Source organism: Vibrio gelatinilyticus (assembly GCF_022836845.1).
Classification (GTDB): Bacteria; Pseudomonadota; Gammaproteobacteria; order Enterobacterales; family Vibrionaceae; genus Vibrio; species Vibrio gelatinilyticus.
In genome coordinates, this window is sequence record NZ_JAJNNZ010000005.1 from 80,882 (window position 1) to 103,449 (window position 22,568).

A 22,568-nucleotide genomic window follows, 5' to 3' on the forward strand; every position below is an offset into this window, starting at 1 on the left:
CCTTAATATACTTATAGGGTAGTGAGTAGATCCTTGACTGAATTTCTAACCACTAGTGAAGGTAACAACTTAAAATTTACATCACATTTGTTTTTACCTAGCTTTTGAATAATGAGCTGAACAGCTTCCAAGCTCATCTGCTCAATTGGAAAATTCATTGTTGTTAATTTTGGTGTTAAATAACGTGCGAAAATAATATCGTCGAAACCTATTAACGAAATTTCATCAGGGACAGAATATCCCTCATCAGTTAACACCTCACAGGCACCCAGTGCCATGTGATCATTCGACGCAAATACCGCTGTAAACTTGCACTTGCGTCTCAATATTTTTTGCATGGCAGATGCACCACTTTCTTCAGTGAAACCTGCTTCAGATACCAACACCTCATCATAGTGCAGTCCAGCATCAATCAGTGCGTTGCGATAGCCTTGCAACCTGCCCCGTGCGTCTGCTTTATCTAACGGTCCGGTAATACAGGCAACGTGTTTGTGCCCCAACTTTAAAAGATACTGTGTCGCGATCTTGCCACCGAGTTCATTGTCGATGGTGATACAACTGTCGCTCATTTCTGGAATGAAACGATTGAGCAGAACAATTGGAATACCTGAGTCTTCAAGAGCAATCAGGTAATCATCTGACAACTGCTGTGCATGCATGATCAACGCATCCACTCTGCGACTTAGTAGAAACTCAATCGACTCTCTTTGGCTTGATTCAGATAGCGAGCCAGCACTCACAACTACGTGATAGCCAAAGCGACGAAGTTGTTCTTCTACACTATGTAAAATCCCCGAGTAGAATGGACCGCCGAGTTCTGGCACCATGATTCCTACACTACCAGTGCGACTAAACGCCAAGGCTTGAGCAATAGAATTAGGGCGATAACCCAGTTCCTTGATTGCTTTTTCTACCTTAAGTTTTTTATCGTGGCTAACGCGGCTGGTTCCATTAATAACTCTGGAAACTGTTGCCTGCGATACGCCAGCTAGCTCTGATACATCCTTAATCGTTGCCAAAAGGAACCCCGTTTAACTTGTTGATACTTGAAACCGCTTACAGACTGAGTATTTAGGATATGGGGCCGCAATTTAGTGAGTCACTTCACACTAAATTGGATATTTTTTTTTAAGATCAGCAAAAATTGAGAGGTTTTGCAATTTAATAAGCTCTCATGAAACAATTTCATGAAATAATAATTTCTGTCTCTTTCTCGCGGTGAATCTGAGACATTCCTTCATTAAGCATGCTTATTTTTTCAATGTTATGAAACAAATTCATTGGTTTCTAGCCGACCGATATTACGCTCACAAATTGATACTAATTATTATTTTCCCTCACAATTTTATTTAATTACATTTCAAATTTTCCTTCGATATCTTTAGTTTTTCAATTAACACAAGGAGGAATTATGATTAACCGAAATATAAAGATCGCTTTATTAGCGGGCTTATTAACCCAATCTCCAGCTATTGTTGCAGATGAAATGATTCGTAACGGAAACTTTGCCAGCGGCATTGACGGTTGGTGGACGGCTGGTGGCTCGATAAAGGCGGAAGACAATAACGCCTGTATGAATATCTCAAACCCTGGTGCTAATCCATGGAGTGTGATCTTTGGCCATGCCGGTGTTGGGTTAGAGCAAGGCGAAAGCTACATTATCTCCTTTGACGCCTACTCCGACGTTGATACTCAGGTCAAAACACTCATTCAACACGAAGGTCCCCCTTATACTCATTATTTTGCCTCTGAGACTAAGCTTACACCGAAAAAACAATCTTTTACCTACGAATTTACCCAAACTGAAGCTAGTGACGCAGGTGGTGAGTTTCAATTTCAAATGGGCGCACAAAAGAAATCAACCATATGCGTGAGCAATGTTTCAATTGAAGGCAAACCTTATATTGAAGTGTTGGAGAACTCACCTGTTCGCCTTAACCAACTGGGTTTTCTACCCGCTGCCGATAAGTTTGTATTTGTCGCGTCAGAATCAGAAACACCACTGCGCTGGACCTTGCAAAACAGTCAGGGGATCAATGTTGATCTTGGCCGAACCACAGTATTTGGTTTGAATAAAGCATCTGGAGAACACTTACATCGAATCGATTTATCAGGTTTGACGGCAGAGCAAAAAGGCCTAACCGTTATCGTCGATGGCGAGAAAAGTACTCCGTTTGAAATCAGCTCATCTTTATATAGCACGCTGAAATACGACGCCTTCTCTTACTTCTACCAAAATAGAAGTGGTATAGAAATCGAAGAGAAATTCGTACAAAGGCCGGATCTTGCCCGCCCTGCGGGCCACACCAATGATGTAGTCACTTGCTTTGATAAAGTAGATGCCTGGGGTAACCAATGGCCTGGATGTGACTTTAGTGTCGATGTCACTGGTGGTTGGTACGATGCCGGAGATCATGGTAAGTACACAGTAAACAGTGGTATTACGACATGGACGCTTCTTAATCTTTATGAACGAGGGAAATGGTTAGACGGAGCCAGTAAGCCCTTTAACGAAGGAAAAACGATCATTCCCGAATCAGCGTCTAAGGTCAATCCTGTTCTATCCGAAGCACGTTGGAATGTCGAGTTCATGCTGTCTATGCAAATCCCTTCAGGTAAGAAAGTCCATGCTCCTATCGGTGATCAATCCTCAAGCAAGTCACTGCAACTTATTCAAATCGATGGTTCACATTTAGCATTCCACAAAATCGCTGATGAAGTTTGGACTGGAATGCCTCTCCCGCCACACATGGATGACAAAAAGCGCTACGTAGGTCAGCCAAGTACAGCAGCAACGCTAAACCTTGCCGCTGTTGGCGCACAATGTGCTCGTATATGGAAAGGAATAGACGCAGAGTTCTCACAACGCTGCCTAACAGCTGCAGAGAACGCGTGGCAGGCGGCCAATGTTCATCCCGAAATCTACGCCTACGATAACTTCGTCGGTTCAGGTCCCTATGACGATGTATCGCTTAGTGATGACTTCTATTGGGCTGCCGCTGAATTATTTGTCACAACAGGCAAGAAACAATATCGAAGTTTCATTGAATCGTCACAACACCACCTTGAAACACCTGTTGGCAATATCGCATCCGATGGCGACATTTTTTGGCAATATACTGCACCTTTAGGCACAATCAGTATTGCAGTGGTTCCTAATGATTTGGGTAATAATCCTGTCGATAAGGCTCGACAAGAGATCATCAAAACAGCGACCAAATACCAACAACAAATGAGCAATGAAGGCTATCACATCCCGTACACGGTAGAAGAGTATCCGTGGGGTTCAAATTCAAACCTAGTTAATCGTAGCCTGTTTCTCATCTACGCAAATGACTTTAGCGGTGAGATTGGCTTTCTGAAATCGGCCGCAAGTGCCATGGACTACATTCTTGGTGCCAACCCAATGAGTATTTCTTACATTACAGGCTATGGCACTCGAGCTGCAGAAAACCCTCACCATCGCTTCTGGGCGAAGGCAGCAGACGATAAATCACCAGCACCAGCACCAGGCGCTCTAATTGGTGGGCCAAACTCTATTAGCTTCTCGGACCCAGTTGCGGCAACGATGAAAGGCAATTGTATCGGACAGACATGTTATCGAGACCATATTGGAGCCTGGTCTCTCAACGAAATCACTATTAACTGGAATGCCCCCCTTGTCTGGGTAACCTCGGCGCTAGACGAAGGTAAGCTTAACTAACCTAAGACAAGATATGATGAAAAGAGGAACCACTGTTCCTCTTTTTTTATGCTAATAACTTGGTTTGCAGCTCATACAGAGAAGCAACTTCGTAATGAGGTTCAATGTTGTCCGGTTTGTCTTTGCCCTTCGGATTTAACCAACAGGTCTCAATACCGAAATTTAGGCCCCCTAAAACATCTGAGTGGGGATTATCACCCACCATCAGGACTTTTGACTTACATGGGTGTCCCATCAACTCTAGAGCATGATCAAAAATACCCAAATCTGGCTTAGCAATACCCACTTCTTCAGAAATGACCACATGTTCAAAGTACTCGCTCATTCCCGTTCGTTCTAAACGAATAGCTTGTAATTCAGTAAAGCCATTAGTGATGATGCCAAGCTTTGCCTTACCGGAAAGCGATTGAATCAGCTCTTTTGCACCCGGTAGCAATGTACAGATGTCTGCCATAGCTTCTAAAAAAGCACTGTTGAGAGTCAGTGGTGTGGTATCAAGCTTTTTAGCCCAACCTTCAAAACGAATATGCTTAAGTTGATCAGCACTGATCTTGCCCTCTTGATAATCAACCCAAAGGGGCAAATTTACCTGTTGATACTCTCGGTAGTCATCGCGAGTAAAATCTACGCCAAAACGCTCGAACATCAACTTCATTCCTGTGTAAGCGTCGAAATGAAATAAGGTTTCATCCGCGTCAAATAGTATCCAGTCGTACTTCATTATTCATCCCTTGTTAGTATCGCGACTAGTATATCCCTTAGGTAACAAAATCTACATCACTACTTTCTAACAAGTCTTGTTGTTTGGAAAAGAATCAATTACTGCTGCCTGTGATGTTGGTCAATGAGTTATTCGTGTATCTGAACTAGTTTTATTTAATGCAATGTAAACAAGGAACAACCTATGAAAAAGATTGCGGTTATCTTAAGCGGCTGCGGTGTTTATGACGGCGCTGAAATACATGAAACAGTCTTGGCACTTTATGCCATAGAAAAGGAAGGCGCCGCGTGGCATTGCTTCGCACCCGATATAGAACAGATGCACGTCATCAATCACTTGACCGGCGAAGAAACCGACGACAAGCGTAATGTGTTAGTTGAAGCCGCCAGAATTGCCAGGGGTAACATCGAAGACGTTGCCAAACTGCATGTTGAAGATTACGACGCACTACTTTTACCCGGTGGCTTTGGGGCAGCAAAAAACCTCACCGATTTTGCAATTCAGGGAGCTGACTGCTCAATCAATACTCACGTTGCTGCCGCGTGTCGTGCATTTGCCCGTGCTGGTAAACCTGCTGGCTATCTCTGCATCGCCCCAACAATTATGCCAATGATCTATGAAAAAGATGTTAAGGGCACTATTGGAGACGATCAGGATACGGCTAACGGATTTAACGCCCTAGGTGGTAAACATATTTCTTGTTCTGTCGACGATATTGTCTTTGACGAAAAGAATAAAGTACTGTCAACGCCTGCGTATATGCTTGCGCAGAGTATCATTGACGCAGCGTCAGGCATCGAAAAATTGGTGAAAAAGCTCGTCGAGATTGCTTAAAAGATACGCTCTCAGGCAGCGAGGTTAAGGCTCCCTCAACACAATGTCATTCTTCGACACTCGCTGTCTTTTGCCTGAACTACCATTGTGAGATTTACGTACTACTATTTCTATTAATCCTGGGCAAATGTTCAAAGGTGAAAGAATGAAAATGTCAGTACTTGGGTTAGCGTTAATTGCACCGCTATCAATGGCTGGGCAACACATAATCTACAAAGTCGACGGTCAAGATTATGAGGGTTATTGGTCTAAAATCAACAACACTGCACCTATGGTGCTTTTAGTCCATGATTGGGACGGCCTAACAGAATACGAAGAGCGCCGATCGGAAATGCTAAACCAGATGGGTTACAACGTGTTTGCCGTCGATTTGTTTGGCCAGAACGTCAGACCAACTAAAATTGAAGACAAAAAGCAACACACAGGCGAACTGTATAAAAACCGTGAAAAGCTAAGGACGTTGATGCAAGGTGGTCTGGACAAAGCGGGGATGCTTGGCGGAAATCTAGATAATATGGTCGTAATGGGCTACTGCTTTGGCGGAGCGGCTGTTTTGGAGTCAGCACGCGCAGGTATGAACGCTCGCGGTTTCGTCACCTTTCATGGCGGTTTACAAACGCCAAAAGGGCAAGACTATAGCCAAACAATAGCTCCGATTTTAGTGTTACATGGGACTGCCGATTCTGCGATACCTATGAGTCAATTTGCACAGCTTGCCAGTGAACTGGAAGAGAACAAAGTGCCTCATCAAATGGTGACTTACAGTGGCGCTCCTCATGCATTCACTGTTTTTGGCTCAAAAAATTATCGCGAGGATGCCGATCAAAAATCTTGGCTTGCTTTCTCCGAATTTCTTGTCGCAACCACTGGTAAGTAGTGACTAAAAGCTTCCTCTTTATACGGGAGACATAAAAAAGCCAAGTTCAAGGAACTTGGCTTTTTTGAATGTCAGTTAACCGAACTATGTCGTCAAGCTGGATTTTTCGCTTTAAACAAGACAGCATACATAACCGGGATAAACACCAAAGTCAGTATGGTTGCAAAACCTAAACCAAACATTACTGTAATAGACATGTTCACAAAGAACACATCACCTAGCAACGGGATCATACCTAATATGGTGGTACACGCTGCCAACATAACCGGTCTCATACGAGAAATTGACGAGTCGATAATAGCGTCATAAAGAGGTTTTTCTTCTGCTTGCATATCAATTTCTTCGAGTAACACTATGGCATTTTTGATAAGCAAACCAATCAGGCTCAGTGCGCCCAACAATGCCATAAAGTCAAATGCGCCATCGAATAGAAGAAGACCAGCTGTAATACCAATAATTGCCAACGGTACGGTAATCCAAATAATTAACGGCTGTCTTACTTTACCAAACAGCAATACCACCACAATAATCATCATGATAAAAGAGACTGGGATTGCGCTAAACAATGCACCTTGTGCCTCTGCTGAATCTTCGTACTCGCCACCCCAGTCCATTGAATAGCCAGGCGGAAGATCAATAGCTTCGATCTTAGGCTTTAATCTATCGAATAGTGGTGCAGCCAGTTCGCCAGTCGGGTTGGCAGAGGCAATAATAGTCGTCAAACGATCTCGACCACGTATCATGGCATCTTCCCAGACAGTTTCAAATCCTACAACCACCTGAGCGATTGGAATTGTTTTACCAAGAACCGGGCTATAAACCTGCGCATCCATTAGCTGAGCAACATCTTGACGTTCTGATGCATCGCTTCTAAAGGAAATAGGCAATAAGCGCACACCATCGCGATAAATACCCACTTGCTTACCTTCACTCGCCGCTCGCAAAGATGCCGTTAGCTCTTGACGAGTAACACCAAGTTGACGCCCTACCTGCTCGTTAAAAATAGGCTTGATTAATTTTACAGGCTGACGCCAGTCGTTACGAACCTCTTTAGTTTCAGGGTCAGCGTGCATGATGGCTTCAGCTTGTGAAGCAAGATCCCTTAGAACTTTAGGATCCGGTCCAGCAAAACGGGCTTCAATTTTCGAGTCACGTCCTGGGCCGATACGAAGGCTCTTAATCTTAGGCTCAATGTTGTCGATATTCTCGCGCATGAATTGGTCTATCTTGACCTGCAATGCGGCAATCATTTCACGATTTTCTGTACGAACAATTACTTGTCCATACGCCTTGGTACTATCTTGTGGCGTATACACCAATGAGAAACGTGAAGCGCCACCGCCAATAAAGCTCGCCGTCCACTCCACACCTTCTTGTTCACGAATGAACTCCGCAATCTTCAACGTGTCATCTCGAGTTTGACGTATGTCAGTTCCTTCCACTTCCCAAACGTCAACGAAGAACATAGGGGTATTTGCATTTGGGAAGAAGGCATTTTTCACAAAGCCAAAGCCCCAAACCGATGCTAGGAACATCGATACGATAACAGCGATCGTTAACATTCGTTGCTTAAGAGCAAATTTAAGGACATTCTTGTAAAGAACAAAACCGGCACCCGCATACGGGTCAGCCTCTGCTTCACCTTCCTTGCGGTCTTCTTTCTTTAGTAAAAGTGCGCACAATAGCGGCGTGGTAGATACCGCTGTAATCCAACTTAATGACAGTGAAATTAGAATTACATAGAACAGTGAACGGGTGAACTCACCAGTATTGCTTTGCGACATACCGATAGCCGCAAATGCCAAGATACCCACAGCCGTACCACCTAAAAGAGCCCAACCATTGGCACCAACCACTTCTCCAGCCGCCTTCATGGCAGGCATACCCCGCTTAATACGGATCATCATACCTTCAGCGACTACGATGGCGTTGTCCACCAGCATTCCGAGTGCGATGATAAGTGCCCCTAACGAGATACGCTGCAGTTCGATGCCATATAGGTGCATTAATGCCAATGTACCCGCTACCGTAATCAATAGAACGGCACCGATGATTAGTCCCACGCGCAGCCCCATAAAGGCTAACAATACAACGACTACGATAATAAGTGCTTCAACCGTATTAGTGACAAATCCTGCAACGGACTGATCAACCTCGGTAGGTTGGTCATAAATGATATCGATATTCATCCCTAGAGGGATCTGATTTTGCAAGCTCATGATTTTGTCGCTGATAAGCTCACCGACTTCTACCACGTTTTTCCCGCTGAGCATCGAGATCCCCACCGTCAAGGATGGTTTTCCGTTGAAGTAGATCAGTTTGTTTGGCTCATCTACGTACTCACGAGTTACGTTTGCAATGTCTCCTAATCGAATCAGCTTCTTATCGTCGCTTGAAATCAGCAGCTCTTCAATTTCGCTGACGCGTTTGAAGTTCCCAGTGGGTTCAATTCGGATGTACTCTGGTCCAACCCGAACACGACCAGAATCGGCGACCAGGTTTTGTGATGCAAGCAGATTGGAAATCGTCGCCATATCGATGCCTAATTCAGCCATCTTAGTACGTGACATCTGAACATATACGATTTCTTTTTGATCACCATCAATGGCCACTTTTCGAACACCAGGAACCAGCACTAGCTGCTTCTTTAGGTTGTCGGCGACATCTTTCAACTCGCGATAGGTATAGCCTTCACCATTGAGTGCTAGAAATCCACCATAAACATCGGCAAAATCATCGATGATTTGCGGTTCACCTGCGCCCGGAGGTAGCTTATGTTTATTGTCAGCTATTTTACGGCGAAGCTCGTCGTAAATTCCCGGCATTTCGGCTGAGGTGTACTCATCTTTAAACTCGATGGTAATGTCAGACAAGCCCTCACGTGTGACCGAGCGTTTGATACGCTTCACCTGACCGAGTAGTCGGACAGCGTCCTCTATGTGGTAGGTCACCTCATCATAGACTTCCTGAGGTGACGCGCCTGGATACTGAGTGATGATTTTTGCTTCTTTAATCGTAAAAGCGGGATCCTCTAACTTACCCATTTCAAAATAAGCTAGCACACCACCAATAGACATAAGCAAGACCAACAACCAACTGTTGACCTTATTTTTTACTGAATACTCACCTAAATTCATAAAACATCTCTTCTCGCTGAGCCAACAGTTATTGAGCTTGGTCTATTTCTGGCATCAAGCTCACTTCCATTCCCTCAATCAGGAAAGGTACACCGACGGTTACAATCCGTTCCCCCATTTCTAAACCGGACAATATCGTGATTTTATCGCCAGACATCGTAGAGACTTCAACTTGCTTGGGAGACACTGTCTTATCATCAGCTACGACCCAAACAGTAGATTTAAGCGAATTGTCGCTTACCACCGCTGTCGTTGGTACTAATATGGCAGTACGCTCGCCCTCGATTTTCGAGAAATCGGCGCTCACGTAGCCAGTCATACCCGGTAAGATATTTTGATCCGTTGGCGCATCCATCTGCATTGTGACTTCGAAGGTCTGTGTATCAGAATCAGCTTTAGATGAAATCTCGCTCACAACCACTGGGTAAGGCTTTTCGCGTGCTGTATCGAAGTACGCAAAAACCGGAATATCCGTCTCTTCGCCGTCACTATCCTCACGGATCTGACGAACCAATTTCTCTGGGATATTTATCTTAAGCTCAAGCTGGCTTAAATTTTGGAAAGAAAAGACGACTTGTTTTTCTTGCACCTCTTCAAAATTTTGGATGTTACGTTGAGCGATGTACCCATCAAACGGCGCTAACAGCTTGGTATAGCTCAAATCAGCTTTAGCACTGTCGTAATTCGCTTTAGCTCGTGTTAAGTCTGCGCGAATTTGTTCATAATCTTTTTTAGAGATGAAATTGTCTTTAATCAGCTCTTTCGCTCGTTTAAAGTCAGCTTGTAAACGATTGTAAGTTGCTTTGTTTTCCTGAACGGCAAGTTTAAACTGAGTATCGTCTAAAGTTGCTAAGACTGCTCCTTGTTTAATTTCCTCACCTTCTTTCACTTGGATACTGTTCACTTTTCCTGGAACTCTAAACGCCATTTCAGCACGTTTTGAGGCAAGCACTCGTGCCGGAAATTCACGAATTGAATTTTGATTTTCTAGGCCAATGACCATGGTTTTAACAGGCCGAACTGTTGGCGCTTCAGCTTTTTGCTCAGGTTCGGGGCTACAACCGACCAAAGCAACGCCAATTAACGCTGTCAAACTGAGAACGCGAAATTGAGATTTCATAACAACCACCCAACAAAAATATTTATAAATACAAGACCAATTATAGGTTAACAAAGCAAACACAACACATAAGACATAAATTACATTAAGCTTAGTAAAAAGCAACAAATACGATACAAATTAACGATTTCTAAGTCGTTACTGCGAACGTGTAAACAAGGAAAGAATCGACAATAAGGTTTATAGAACAATATTGTGTTAATAAGTTCACTGTTTTTCGACAAATTTATTTGAAGCATTGCAGAGAAAAATAAGTTCAACAAAAAGCATAGCCAATGTAGGCTTTAAGATACATGGCATTTACAATTTAAGCAGATAAAATAGTCTTGAAATATTGGTTTTCTTGATAGCTCTACAACGGAGGTAGGCGGCATGACCGAATTGGTAGTTTCACGAAAGTTGGTGAAACAGCTCACTCAAGTTAAGGCTGTAGCATTTGATCTTGACAATACGTTGGTTTCTTCCGATCTCGACTTTGTCGCTCTACGCGCGGAGCTGTATTGTCCTGCTGATCAAGATTTGCTTTTGTACGTCGAAAACCAGTCATGTGATACGATAAAAAGTGATATGGAAAAAACCATCCTTGAGCATGAAATGAGAGATGCACAACGCAGTGCTCCAATGCTAGGCGCTCTTGATTTACTATCAAGGCTAAGAGAAGCAGAGTTTCACCTAGCTATTGTCACGCGTAATTGCCGCAAAGCTACCTTAAAGAAAACATCGGTAAACAATATTCGAGTTGACAGGATCATTTCTCGAGAAGACTATCCAGCGAAACCGAATCCTGCATCACTCATGTCACTGTGCCAGCAATGGAATCTAAGGCCAGATCAACTGCTCTATGTTGGTGATCACCTTTATGATATCAAGACCGCACATAATGCCGGTTCATTGAGTTGCTACATCGCTCATGCCAATGCAACTGAGCCACAAGTCAAACCGTCACTTTACTTTGATGAATTAACAGATCTTCATAGCTTGTTCGATCAAATTATCGCGAGCCGCTAGAGTCCGTTATGCTTTTTGCAAAGCACGATTGCGGTACATCGCTTGGTCAGCAAGATCCAGCAATTCCTCGAAGCAAAACTTAGACGTTGGCTTACAAACCACCACTCCAGCAGTCATACTCAGCGTAAATTCGTATGCAGTTTGTTTATTGTAATCGCTCAGAGTCTGGTTAAAACGCTCAACGGCTAATTCTGCCTCCCGCTGATTACAATCAGACATCAACACGACAAACTCGTCGCCACCAACTCTGGCGACGACGTCTGACTCCCGAAAACTGTGCCTTAAAAGTTCTGCAAAATCTCTTAGCGCCTGATCACCTGTACTATGCCCTAGCCTGTCATTAATCTCTTTAAATTGATTGAGATCTAGATAGATCAAGGCGTAATCGACATTTGCAAAGCTGCAATGCCTGACGGATTGCGCTGCGAATTCTTTAAAGCCACGTCGGTTAGATATGGACGTCAATTCATCTAACGTCGCTTGGTAAGTCGTTACAAGCTCTCTTTCTGCGAGCTTAGCCAGATCTATCAAGTCATTGATCTCTTCTTTGGTCAAATGTCTTGGTTTATCATCGATAATGCACAAGGTTCCCAGCCTAAACTCACTGTCCAACATAAGAGGGACACCTGCATAGAAACGGATATTGGGTGAACTGGTCACCAGTGGGTTATCGTTAAATCTTTGGTCTGTCGAGGCATCTGGAATAATAAAGGGCTCTTCACCGAGTATGGTATGGGCACAAAAAGAGATATCTCTTGGCGTTTCGGTTAATGTAGTACCAGCGCAAGATTTAAACCATTGCCTATTTTCATCAATTAGACTTATCAAGGCCATCTCGACACCAAAGATTCTTTTGGCAAGACGTGTAACCCGGTCAAAGCGCTCCTCACCTACAGTATCGAGTAACTTTGTAGTGTGAAGTTTTATCAAACGGGATTTTTCGTTACTTGGCCAGCCAGGAGACTGCATCACTTACCTTTTACTATTTCGTTTACCTTATGCTAAGGAAAGGAAATTTAATCGACCATGTCAATTTATGAGGCATACAAATTCACAGTGGTTACGCACTAACACTCTTATTGACCACAAAAATAATTGCAAAAAGCAATTGGGTTGCAATTTGCAACCCATAATACAACAAAAGAGACGAGAGATAGAAGAAAGGTGGGCCGTATTCACATAAATGTCATTCAAATTATTGGCACATTTAATGCTTTATCTAGAGTGACTCCTAGTTCGGAGTCACCTAGCCAACTGACGTTGTTAGTGAACCTACTTGTTCACACTGTTTTTAGGCCGATTGATTCTTCAGTCGGCTTTTTTCTTTGCTGCGTGTGTCAATTTATTAGGCTGCTAAGTCGTTAACTGTCTTCGCTCTTAGACTCAGTTTTTTCGTTTTCCATATCCGCTATCTTTTGTTCTAGTTCACGGATACGGATTTCCGCTTCTAACTCTGCCACGCGCTTTTCTGAATCACTGCGATGATCTTGAGAAATACCATCAGCCAAGATTTTCGTCCTGTCATTTTCACGTGAGTCATCGAGATCTTTCATAGAACCAGATACGCCCCCGGCAACACCACCAGCAACGGCCCCCTTGGCTGCAAGGCTTGCGTCACCAGTGAGTGCACCCAGTGTTACACCAACTAACGCTCCTCCTGCTGCACCTCGATTGCGGGCAGCATTCTCATTGTCGGCATCAAAAGCTGGCGACGCGCATCCTGCGAGAACAACAAGTGTTGATGCTGCCAATAGTGCTTTTAAGTTATTACGTTGATTTGTCATTTGGTTGCTCTCTATGTTTTGTAAAGACATCCGTAGATTAAGTAAAGAACAGAGGATACGGAATTGATTTGACGTTATAGCGGTAATAACCAATAGTTATCACAGTGCTTTCCTTTGTGTTATTTGGGCTTACCTCCCTATCCTCTTTGTTCATCTTCTATTCATGCTCAGTGCTATAAATTGCATTGTCCGCTTCCAACAAAGAGAGTCACAATGAAAAGAGCACTACTCACCGTCGCCGCATTATTTACCGGTATGTTTGCTTTGATGTTCAGCCTGGTATTAGCTATCCCTTTAACGTTAATCGCGCTGTTTAAGGGTAAGCAGCTACAAAAGAAAATGGCATCTGGTGATTTTCACCAAAGTGATTGTAGTCACGGTAAAATTATTGAAGGTGAATTTCAACGCGTGCCTCCCAAGCATTCATCATAGTCACGTGCAAAGCGCCTATTTCGTCACTTTTAAATAGCAGACCTAAGTAGCACACCACTAGTAATCCTGTTTATATCAACAATTAAGTTAAACGTGTTACATACAAATTGATCGGTTCGGGATAACCTATAGCCAAATCATGAAAGCAACGGAATGCGAAATGAATCGGCTGAAGAAAGAAATTACCCTTTCCTACGGGATTGCCCAAATGTCCACGACCCTTTTGGGCACTGGATTATTCATGGTACCCGCTATCGCAGCAGGCATAGCGGGACAGTCTCTTCCATGGGCTTGGTTAATTCTCTTGGTGGCCGTTAGTCCCATCGCGCTCACCTTTGCCACGCTAGGTAAACACTTTCCCAGTGCTGGGGGCACTTCCTACTTTGTAAAGAAAGCTTTTGGTCGCCGCTTAGAGAAAGCCGTTGCGTGGTTATTTTTAAGCGTCATACCCGTAGGCGTGCCCGCTGCGATCGCATTAGCGGGAGGGTTTGCACAACAAATCTTACCTGCCCCTCTTAGTGGTAGCATTGCCTCGCAACTCTTTGTCGTTGTCATGTTGATGGCGGTCAACCTGATCGGCAGTAAATCATCTGGGCGATTGCAGTCCGCTATTGCCGTGGGCATTGTAGTGCTAGTTATTTGCTGTTGGTATGAGGCAAACATTGCATTATCAGACATGTCTTTACCACCGCTGACCCAAGAGAGTGCAATACCTATTTCTTCCGCTTTAGCGGTGATGTTCTGGTGCTTTGTCGGTATTGAAGCATTTGCCCACATGGGCGAAGAATTTAAGAATCCACAGCGTGATTTCCCTATCGCCATCATTGTGGGTTGCATCATTGCAGGGATGGTCTATTGGGCATTTTCGATTGTCGTACTTAAGTTAGGCGCCTACGGAACGCCCGCGATGGATAAATCATCTGTCCCGTACATTACAACTGCGTTATTTGGAAGTAGTGTCAATTGGCTGATCAGCTTAATGGGATTGCTCGCCTGTTTTGCCAGTATCAATTTATACACCCAAGGATTATCACGGATGTTATGGGCGCAAGCGCAGCAATATTATCCAAATGGTAAACTAGCCACTTTATCTGCTCGTGGTGTTCCTGCTTATGCGACTCTTCTCATTGGGGTTGTTCTAGTTATCTCTTCTGTGATTGGCGAACTATCGGGTATCGATCTTGAAGAGTTTTTGAAACTTGCCAATGGCGTATTTGTACTGGTCTACTTACTTGCCATGTGGGCAGGATGTCACTTACTCGACGGGCTAAGTAAAGGACTTGCGATTGTCTCATTAATGTTGTGCGTTATTGTCCTTCTATTTCTAAAGTGGTCCATGCTTTACGCTATCATTATCTTCTTGCTGTTTTTGTTACCCAAAGGCTCAAGATCTACTAGTGCCAATTGTGAGACTAACAAAGGGGTTTGATGATGACGTATTCGACGCTTGGTAGCTTTAATCACAGCCAGTATGTTGCAAGTTTTTTACATCGGGTTGCATACCTTTCAGTTCACAGAATATGCGCAGCTCAATTTGTTACTCATATTGAGCTACCAAAACTCAGAAAAAGCACGCAAATGAGATCGGATTGCGTCGATAGTGGGAGTTTCAAACGCTAAGCAAGCTCTTCAAATAATAATGAGCGAAGATACATAACTAACTCTTTTTTATTTATAAATTTCTAGTCATCTAACTAACAGAAAGATTCCACACACATCCGACCGGTTAAAAAATAACCTAAAAGTTACAGGTATTCGTTTACAAAGGCTGTAACTATGCTAGACTTCTTTTCGCTCTGTTGTTCAGAGTTATTTAACGTAAAGAGTAAGAGTAAAATTGACAATTATCTCGTGTGCGAGTATTTGCCAATAGTTTTTCCCTGTTTACCACTTGATTAAATAATCGAACTGCTCAGCAAGTTGCCTTAGGGTAATAAATTTTAACCAATTGATATTAAGGGACATACTATGTCTAACACAAATACTGGTACAGTAAAATGGTTTAACGAAGAGAAAGGCTTCGGCTTCATTTCTCAAGACAACGGCCAAGCAGACGTATTCGTACACTTCCGTGCGATCTCTGGTGACGGTTTCAAAACGCTGAAAGAAGGCCAAAAGGTTTCTTACAACGTTGAAGAAGGTCAAAAAGGTCTTCAAGCTGCGAACGTTGTTCCACAATAATCACAGCTAACTGAATCGATAGAGCCCCGCTTACTAAGCGGGGCTTTTTTTTGTCTTAATTTCCAATAAGAATCATGTCTAGCCCGCTCTTCACTCGTTTACACCAAAGTTTCGCTAAAAATGCAGACAAAAGTTACGGTTTTTGTATACAAAAGATAGCTTTATTGCATGGGCATAAAGTAAACTGAGGCCATCGGTAGCATGCATGCACAAAAAATAAGCCATATAGATAAGGAGCAGTAGCCTGATATGACCAATTTAAAACACTCTGTAGGTAAGGCCAATAAAGCGAAGTCAACAGGTCAAACCCAGGACGAACAGGTCTATTGCCATATCTTTGACGCGATATTGGAGCAGCGCCTGCCACCAGCAACCAAGCTCAGTGAAGAAGCGCTGGCTGACATTTTTGATGTAAGCCGAACCATCATCCGACGCGCTTTGCTCCGCCTATCTTTAGAGCAAGTCGTTGTCATTAGGCCGAATCGAGGCGCCGTCGTCGCAGCACCGACCGTTGAAGAAGCTCAACAGATTTTCAAAGCTCGTGAGGTGTTAGAGCTTGCAATTACCGAACTGGCTGTAGAAAACGCCAGCGCCGAGCAAATCGCCCAATGCCGTGAGATGGTATCAAAAGAGAATACAGCCTTTGACCAAGGCGATTACGGTAGTGGATTGAGACTCTCTGGCGAATTCCATATTAAGCTTGCCGAAATGGCCAACAATGCTCCGCTACTTGCGTTTCAACGTAGCTTAGTGTCGCAAACCTCATTGCTTATTGCTCAATATGAAACTCGCGGCCAGTCCAACTGTTCTTTAGATGAACATAGCGCGCTACTCGATGCCCTTGAAGCGCAGAACAAGGAGCAAGCGTTGCAACTCATGAAAGAGCACTTGCAGCACATTCGTGCCAAACTCAACCTAACGGAAGACGGGGTGTCTCAGGATCTTCATGTTGTTTTTTCGGATATTATAAAAAAGCGCTCGGCAAACTGATCGTCATTTTCTCGCTTAAATCCGTTTCTCATACCATTGAGATGGGATGGGCGTTCGATCGAGAAAAATATCTGGGTTTCTCTTTAAAAAAGACTCGGTCAGGTCGGCCATTCCTTTTGCACTGGCAATAAAGGAAGGCGCCTGAGCGACCATTCCCCAATGGCCTACTCCCGTTTTCAAAAACGGCTGTTCCAACTTATCATAGTTTTTGTGAATACTACGGTTTGGGCTTTGGTGACGATGTAGCTCGCTTTCAATAATCTGATGGCCTTTCTTAATTCGAATAACTTGTGATTTACGTGCAATACGATTCTTTACAGGGTGCCACTCCTCCACCCCGTGTATAAACGTATTGCTTGTTAGATCGCACCCCAAAAGTAAAATTTGAGCATCCACGTCATATAATCTTCCCCAGACACCATCTCGGGGGCATGGTGTTGTGCAAGTCTCTTCCCCTTCAATAAACTCTGCAGCATTGCGCCCTAAAGCCGCTACCGAATGTGTTGGGTGCAGCGATCTGACAACACCAGTTCTTTGACGAAACAAATTAGTGAGGACACCAACACACGAAGGTTCCTTATCGGGATCAAAGACGCCGCTAGTAAGGTTGTCATCAGCCCAACTATGGGTCGGTAAAAGCAGCAAACCGTCCTGCATAACGTCAGACAATGCGTCAAGTACAGTGTCAGCCCGACCTTCAACATCCCCTATCGCTTTCATTGATGAATGCACCAACAAAGTCCCTGTTGGCTCGATCCCGAGTGCAAAAAGATCATCAATCAATGCCTGCTTGTCTGTCATGCTCATTCACCCATCTATTAGTAAGAGCAGTGATTATCTCATTAATCCCCAGCAAAGCCGTTTAGTCACATCTCAAAACAACGTACTAAACTTAAAAGAGGTCTCTTCCAACGACAAAAAAGGTTGCGAAATTGTGAAAAACAAGTTGACCATTTGGTCAAGATCGCTAATTATTGACCCTCAGGTCAGCTTTTGGGCGACCACATACACAATTTGGTAGCTGTGCAGTACTACCGACAAGGATATAGAGACAAGGAGGGAGCGCTTGATTACGTTTCTACTCAATCAGAAAGTGATGCAAGTCGATAATGTTTCACCGAACACCACGGTGTTGCAGTATCTACGTAACCATACTCATAAAACCGGAACTAAAGAAGGCTGTGGCTCCGGTGACTGCGGTGCGTGTACCGTGGTTTTGGGGGAGTTAAACAAAGGGCAACTTCAGTACCGCTCGGTGAATTCTTGCCTTACATTTTTGTCATCACTGCACGGCAAACAGCTGATAACTGTTGAAGATTTACAAGCAAAAGATCAAAGCCTGCACCCAGTGCAGCAAGCCATCGTTGATTTTCATGGCTCTCAATGCGGGTATTGCACACCTGGGTTTATCATGTCGATGTTCTCCCTAAGCAAAAATGAACCACAGGCGAATAAACAACAGATCCTTGAATCTTTGGCCGGAAATCTGTGTCGCTGTACAGGCTATCGCCCCATTATAGATGCCGCACTTTCAATTGCAGCTTCACAGCCAATACTCGATCAATTCAGTCAATTAGAATCAAAAACGATTGAGACGTTACGCCAAATTGAACACCTGCCGGCCTCTTTGACACACGGGCATTTAACCGCTCACTCACCACGCACCATTGAGGAGCTCGCCTCTATCTTTGAGTCAAATCCCCAAGCAAAACTGGTCGCCGGTGGCACAGACTTAGCCTTGGAAGTCACTCAACTTCACAGAGAAGTCGACACACTCATTAGTGTTAATCTCGTCGATGATATGAAGAGCATTGTGGAAACAAAGCATCACATCACCATTGGGGCAAACGTTGTACTTAGCGATGCGTATTCCATCCTTGCTGAAAACTATGCTGATTTTGGTGAGCTACTTCATCGCTTCGCTTCACTTCAGGTTCGCAACCAAGGCACTATCGGCGGCAACATTGCCAACGCGTCTCCCATTGGCGATACGCCTCCACTTTTAATTGCCCTAGGTGCTCAAATAAAGCTACGTCAGGGCAAGCAATCACGAATCATTGCACTAAAAGATTACTTCATTAGCTACAAAGTCACGGCTCAAAAGGACGCGGAATTTATTGAACAAATCATTATTCCAAAGCTTAAGCCTGAGCAGACTTTTAAAGCCTACAAAGTGTCAAAACGCTTGGATGACGATATCTCTGCCGTGTGCGGCGCGTTCAGCATTACTTTAAACAACAATCATGTGAGTGATGCAAAAATCGCGTTTGGCGGTATGGCTGCTGTGCCTAAGCGGGCAAGCACCTGTGAACACGCTTTACTTGGCCAGGAATGGAACTTAAACACTATAGAACAAGCCATGATTGCCCTAGAAGAGGACTTTGAGCCCCTGAGTGACTTCAGAGCGAGTAAGGAGTACCGCTCATCAATCGCTACCAATATGCTTCGCCGTTTTTTTATCGAACAACAGAATCAATCAAATAAAATCGAAACGAGGGTGACCAGCTATGTCTAACGCAAGCCACCACAATACGAAAAGTCACGAGGAGATGGTGGCCATCGTTAAGCACGATCTTACTACAGGCGTTGGCAAAAGCGTCAAACATGACAGTGCGGCAAAGCAAGTCACCGGAGAAGCGATCTACATTGATGATCGCCTGGAGTTTCCAAATCAGCTGCACGTCTATGCTCGCCTGAGCACCCACGCCCATGCAAAAATCACGAAGATAGATGTGACGCCTTGCTATGAATTCGAGGGTGTAGCCATTGCAATTACCAGTGAAGATGTGCCAGGTCAGCTCGACATTGGGGCGATCTTACCTGGTGATCCTCTACTTGCTGATGGTGTCGTTGAATATCATGGCCAGCCCGTCATCGCTGTTGCTGCGGATGATCTCGAAACCGCTCGTAAGGCCGCAATGGCCGCAATCATAGAGTACGAAGCACTGACACCAGTGTTAGATGTCAAAGAAGCATTACGAAAAAAACATTTCGTGACCGAAAGCCATCGGCAAAAACGTGGTGATTCAAACAAAGCGCTACAGGCCGCCACGCACATTCTTGAGGGTGAGCTAGAAATCGGCGGGCAAGAGCACTTTTACCTTGAAACACAAGTTAGCAGCGTCATGCCAACTGAAGATGGTGGCATGATTGTCTACACCTCAACTCAAAACCCAACGGAAGTTCAAAAGCTGGTGTCTGAAGTTCTCGGCGTTGCCATGCACAAGGTCGTTATAGATATGCGACGCATGGGCGGAGGATTCGGCGGTAAAGAAACTCAGGCGGCTGGGCCTGCATGTATGGCTGCAGTGATTGCACACCTGACTAAGCGCCCGACCAAAATGCGTCTATATCGAAATGAGGATATGTGTACGACGGGCAAAAGGCACCCTTTTTATAACCAGTATAAAGTCGGATTCGACGATAACGGGGTCATTCAGGGAATCGACATTACGGTAGCGGGCAATTGCGGTTACTCTCCAGACTTGTCCAGCTCCATCGTCGACAGAGCGATGTTCCACTCTGACAACGCATATTACCTTGGCGACGCTACCGTTACCGGTCACCGATGCAAAACCAACACCGCGTCAAACACCGCCTATCGAGGCTTTGGTGGCCCACAGGGCATGATGACTATTGAACATATTGTCGACGAAATTGCGCGTTACCTAAATAAAGATCCACTCGAAGTGCGTAAAGCAAATTACTACGGAGAGGAGGGTCGCAATGTCACTCATTACTACCAGACCGTTGAAGATAATTTCCTTCCTGAGATAACAGAGAGGCTTGAACAAAGTAGTAACTATCACCAGCGCCAAGCCGAAATCACCGCGTTTAATGAAAAGAGCCCTATTCTGAAAAAAGGCATCGCCATTACTCCAGTTAAGTTTGGCATATCGTTTACAGCGACCTTTTTGAATCAAGCGGGTGCTTTGGTTCATATTTATACCGACGGTAGTATTCACCTAAATCACGGTGGTACCGAAATGGGACAAGGGCTCAATATCAAGGTTGCCCAGATTGTAGCAGAGGAGTTTCAAGTCGATGTCGAGCGTATACAAATCACCGCAACCAACACAGACAAGGTGCCGAATACATCACCAACGGCAGCCTCATCGGGGGCCGACCTCAATGGTAAAGCCGCGCAAAACGCCGCCATCACAATAAAGCAGCGCTTAATCGAATTTGCGGTGGCCCATTTTAAGGTCTCTCCAGAAGAAGTGGTTTTCAAAAACGGCGTGGTACAGATCCGAGAACAATTGATGTGCTTTGATGAGTTCATTCAATTGGCGTACGTCAACCAAATCTCTCTTTCGAGCACGGGTTTTTACCGCACTCCGAAGATCTTTTACGATCACGAAAAAGCAAGAGGTCGACCGTTTTATTATTACGCTTACGGTGCTTCCTGCTCGGAAGTCATCATCGACACACTCACCGGGGAATACAAGATCCTTCGCGTGGATATTCTCCATGACGTTGGTGCATCTCTTAACCCAGCCATCGATATTGGCCAGATTGAAGGTGGTTTTGTACAGGGCGCTGGCTGGCTCACCACCGAAGAACTGGTATGGAACGAACAAGGCCGCTTACTAACCAATGGCCCAGCCAGTTACAAGATCCCTGCCATTGCGGATATGCCTATCGATTTTCGGGTTGAATTGCTTCAAAACCGTAGCAACCCTGAAGATACGGTGTTTAATTCCAAGGCCGTTGGTGAGCCGCCATTTATGCTCGGCATGTCGGTGTGGAGCGCCCTTAAAGACGCGATTTCCTATGTCGCCATCAAGGGAGCAATTCCAAAACTCGACACTCCAGCTACGCCAGAGCGAGTACTCAAAGAGATTGAGCGTGTCACAGCGCCGAGCACCACTCATAAAACGCCAACCGATGCAGGTAAGCAGCAGGCCAACTAGGCCATAGCGCTAAGGAGCAAACATGTTTAAAGATAACTGGATACATGAACTTGCCAGGCTGGAACAAACGGGTGAGCCTTGCGTGATGGTGACGGTGCTTGAAGATAGGGGCTCCGTGCCCCGCGATGCCGGCACCAAAATGCTCGTCACTCGTGAGCGATTAGTCGCCACGATTGGCGGCGGCCATCTGGAACATATTGCGGCCAAAATGGCCAGAGAAATGCTACTCGCCGGAGAGCAACAATTGAAAGTTGAACGCTTCAATCTTGGCCCGCGCCTGGGCCAGTGTTGTGGCGGTATGGCGACGCTAAGTTTCGAACCCATTGGCGCAGCACAAAACCACTTGGTGCTATTTGGCGCAGGCCATGTCGCAAAGGCCTTAGTCAACATCGTGGCAACGCTTCCGTTTCGCATAACATGGATCGATGAACGTGAAAACGAATTTCCCGATCACTTACCCGCTGGCGTCACCAAGTTAGTCAGCGATGATCCGTTAGGTGAAGTGCGATCTTTGCCACCAAATAGCTATATTTTGGTCATGACACACAATCATCAGTTGGATTTTGAACTCGCAAAAGCCATCATAAAGCGTGGCGACAGTCGCTATTTTGGCTTAATTGGCTCTCTGACTAAGCGAAAAAAATTCGACCGTAGGCTCGAACAAAGAGGCTTTTCTCAGACTCAAATCAACACCATGATCTGCCCAATAGGGCTTGCCTGTGTAACAGGTAAGCACCCTGCTGAAATCGCTGTTTCAGTTGCGGGAGAATTGATTTCTCTTTACCAAGGCCACCCACTAGAACAAAAGAGGCCTTTGGATGAAAGCAACACAACACTAAGCGGTATTGAACATAAAATGGCTTAGTAA

Annotated in this window: 18 protein-coding genes; 11 read left to right on the forward strand and 7 right to left on the reverse strand. The window is 44.7% G+C overall.

Translation table 11 applies throughout. The annotated features are described in order from the left end of the window. Positions 1-11 precede the first annotated feature (11 nt). Positions 12-1,019, reverse strand: coding sequence for a LacI family DNA-binding transcriptional regulator (locus LNL84_RS08175; RefSeq protein ID WP_244356736.1), 1,008 nt, complete (start codon positions 1,017-1,019; stop codon positions 12-14). Between the two features lie 392 nt (positions 1,020-1,411). On the opposite strand from LNL84_RS08175, the gene LNL84_RS08180 reads away from it, so the two are divergent. Next, positions 1,412-3,703 (forward strand): glycoside hydrolase family 9 protein, encoded by a 2,292-nt coding sequence (locus LNL84_RS08180; protein ID WP_244356737.1) that lies wholly within the window; start codon positions 1,412-1,414, stop codon positions 3,701-3,703. A gap of 46 nt (positions 3,704-3,749) precedes the next feature. Here the strand turns inward: LNL84_RS08180 and yjjG are convergent, their stop codons facing one another. Further along, positions 3,750-4,424, reverse strand: coding sequence for a pyrimidine 5'-nucleotidase (gene yjjG, locus LNL84_RS08185; protein WP_244356738.1), 675 nt, complete (start codon positions 4,422-4,424; stop codon positions 3,750-3,752). A 183-nt stretch (positions 4,425-4,607) separates the two neighbouring features. Between yjjG and elbB the strand changes: the two genes are divergently transcribed. Then, positions 4,608-5,258, forward strand: a complete 651-nt coding sequence (gene elbB, locus LNL84_RS08190; RefSeq protein ID WP_244356739.1) for an isoprenoid biosynthesis glyoxalase ElbB — start codon at positions 4,608-4,610, stop codon at positions 5,256-5,258. Between the two features lie 145 nt (positions 5,259-5,403). Then, complete coding sequence (locus LNL84_RS08195) at positions 5,404-6,135, forward strand: dienelactone hydrolase family protein (protein ID WP_244356740.1); 732 nt, start codon at positions 5,404-5,406, stop codon at positions 6,133-6,135. 92 nt (positions 6,136-6,227) lie between these two features. Here LNL84_RS08195 and LNL84_RS08200 read toward each other — a convergent pair whose 3' ends face one another. Next, positions 6,228-9,272: an efflux RND transporter permease subunit gene (locus tag LNL84_RS08200; protein ID WP_244356741.1), complete on the reverse strand. Its 3,045-nt coding sequence runs from the start codon at positions 9,270-9,272 to the stop codon at positions 6,228-6,230. Positions 9,273-9,300: 28 nt separating this feature from the next. After that, a complete protein-coding gene (locus LNL84_RS08205; RefSeq protein ID WP_244356742.1) occupies positions 9,301-10,392 on the reverse strand; it encodes an efflux RND transporter periplasmic adaptor subunit in 1,092 nt (363 codons plus the stop codon). 372 nt (positions 10,393-10,764) lie between these two features. On the opposite strand from LNL84_RS08205, the gene LNL84_RS08210 reads away from it, so the two are divergent. Continuing rightward, positions 10,765-11,400, forward strand: coding sequence for an HAD family hydrolase (locus tag LNL84_RS08210; RefSeq protein ID WP_244356743.1), 636 nt, complete (start codon positions 10,765-10,767; stop codon positions 11,398-11,400). A gap of 6 nt (positions 11,401-11,406) precedes the next feature. On the opposite strand, the gene LNL84_RS08215 is transcribed toward LNL84_RS08210, so the two are convergent. After that, a complete protein-coding gene (locus LNL84_RS08215) occupies positions 11,407-12,369 on the reverse strand; it encodes a sensor domain-containing diguanylate cyclase (RefSeq protein WP_244356744.1) in 963 nt (320 codons plus the stop codon). Between the two features lie 392 nt (positions 12,370-12,761). After that, positions 12,762-13,184, reverse strand: coding sequence for a glycine zipper domain-containing protein (locus tag LNL84_RS08220; protein WP_244356745.1), 423 nt, complete (start codon positions 13,182-13,184; stop codon positions 12,762-12,764). A gap of 213 nt (positions 13,185-13,397) precedes the next feature. On the opposite strand from LNL84_RS08220, the gene LNL84_RS08225 reads away from it, so the two are divergent. The 4 genes from LNL84_RS08225 to LNL84_RS08240 all read left to right on the forward strand — a co-directional run bounded on the left by LNL84_RS08225 (position 13,398) and on the right by LNL84_RS08240 (position 16,787). Beyond that, positions 13,398-13,616, forward strand: a complete 219-nt coding sequence (locus LNL84_RS08225) for a hypothetical protein (RefSeq protein WP_244356746.1) — start codon at positions 13,398-13,400, stop codon at positions 13,614-13,616. Positions 13,617-13,776: 160 nt separating this feature from the next. Next, positions 13,777-15,045: an L-methionine/branched-chain amino acid transporter gene (yjeH, locus tag LNL84_RS08230; RefSeq protein ID WP_244356747.1), complete on the forward strand. Its 1,269-nt coding sequence runs from the start codon at positions 13,777-13,779 to the stop codon at positions 15,043-15,045. 539 nt (positions 15,046-15,584) lie between these two features. Further along, positions 15,585-15,797: a transcription antiterminator/RNA stability regulator CspE gene (gene cspE, locus LNL84_RS08235; protein ID WP_244356748.1), complete on the forward strand. Its 213-nt coding sequence runs from the start codon at positions 15,585-15,587 to the stop codon at positions 15,795-15,797. A gap of 249 nt (positions 15,798-16,046) precedes the next feature. Continuing rightward, entirely contained in the window at positions 16,047-16,787 is a 741-nt protein-coding gene (locus LNL84_RS08240; RefSeq protein ID WP_244356749.1) for a GntR family transcriptional regulator, read from the forward strand. Between the two features lie 15 nt (positions 16,788-16,802). Here the strand turns inward: LNL84_RS08240 and LNL84_RS08245 are convergent, their stop codons facing one another. Further along, positions 16,803-17,594 (reverse strand): AAC(3) family N-acetyltransferase, encoded by a 792-nt coding sequence (locus LNL84_RS08245; protein ID WP_244356750.1) that lies wholly within the window; start codon positions 17,592-17,594, stop codon positions 16,803-16,805. A gap of 259 nt (positions 17,595-17,853) precedes the next feature. Here LNL84_RS08245 and xdhA point away from each other — a divergent pair, with 259 nt between their 5' ends. Genes xdhA through xdhC form a run of 3 tightly spaced genes read left to right on the forward strand, consistent with a single transcriptional unit; the run spans position 17,854 to position 22,565 of the window. Next, positions 17,854-19,302 carry a xanthine dehydrogenase small subunit gene (gene xdhA, locus LNL84_RS08250; RefSeq protein WP_279610980.1) on the forward strand — a complete coding sequence of 483 codons (1,449 nt, stop codon included), beginning with the start codon at positions 17,854-17,856 and terminating at the stop codon, positions 19,300-19,302. Then, entirely contained in the window at positions 19,295-21,700 is a 2,406-nt protein-coding gene (gene xdhB, locus LNL84_RS08255; RefSeq protein WP_244356751.1) for a xanthine dehydrogenase molybdopterin binding subunit, read from the forward strand. Before xdhA ends, xdhB begins: the two co-directional genes overlap by 8 nt. A gap of 22 nt (positions 21,701-21,722) precedes the next feature. After that, on the forward strand, positions 21,723-22,565 hold the full coding sequence (xdhC, locus tag LNL84_RS08260; RefSeq protein WP_244356752.1) for a xanthine dehydrogenase accessory protein XdhC: 843 nt from the start codon (positions 21,723-21,725) through the stop codon (positions 22,563-22,565). Positions 22,566-22,568 lie beyond the last annotated feature (3 nt).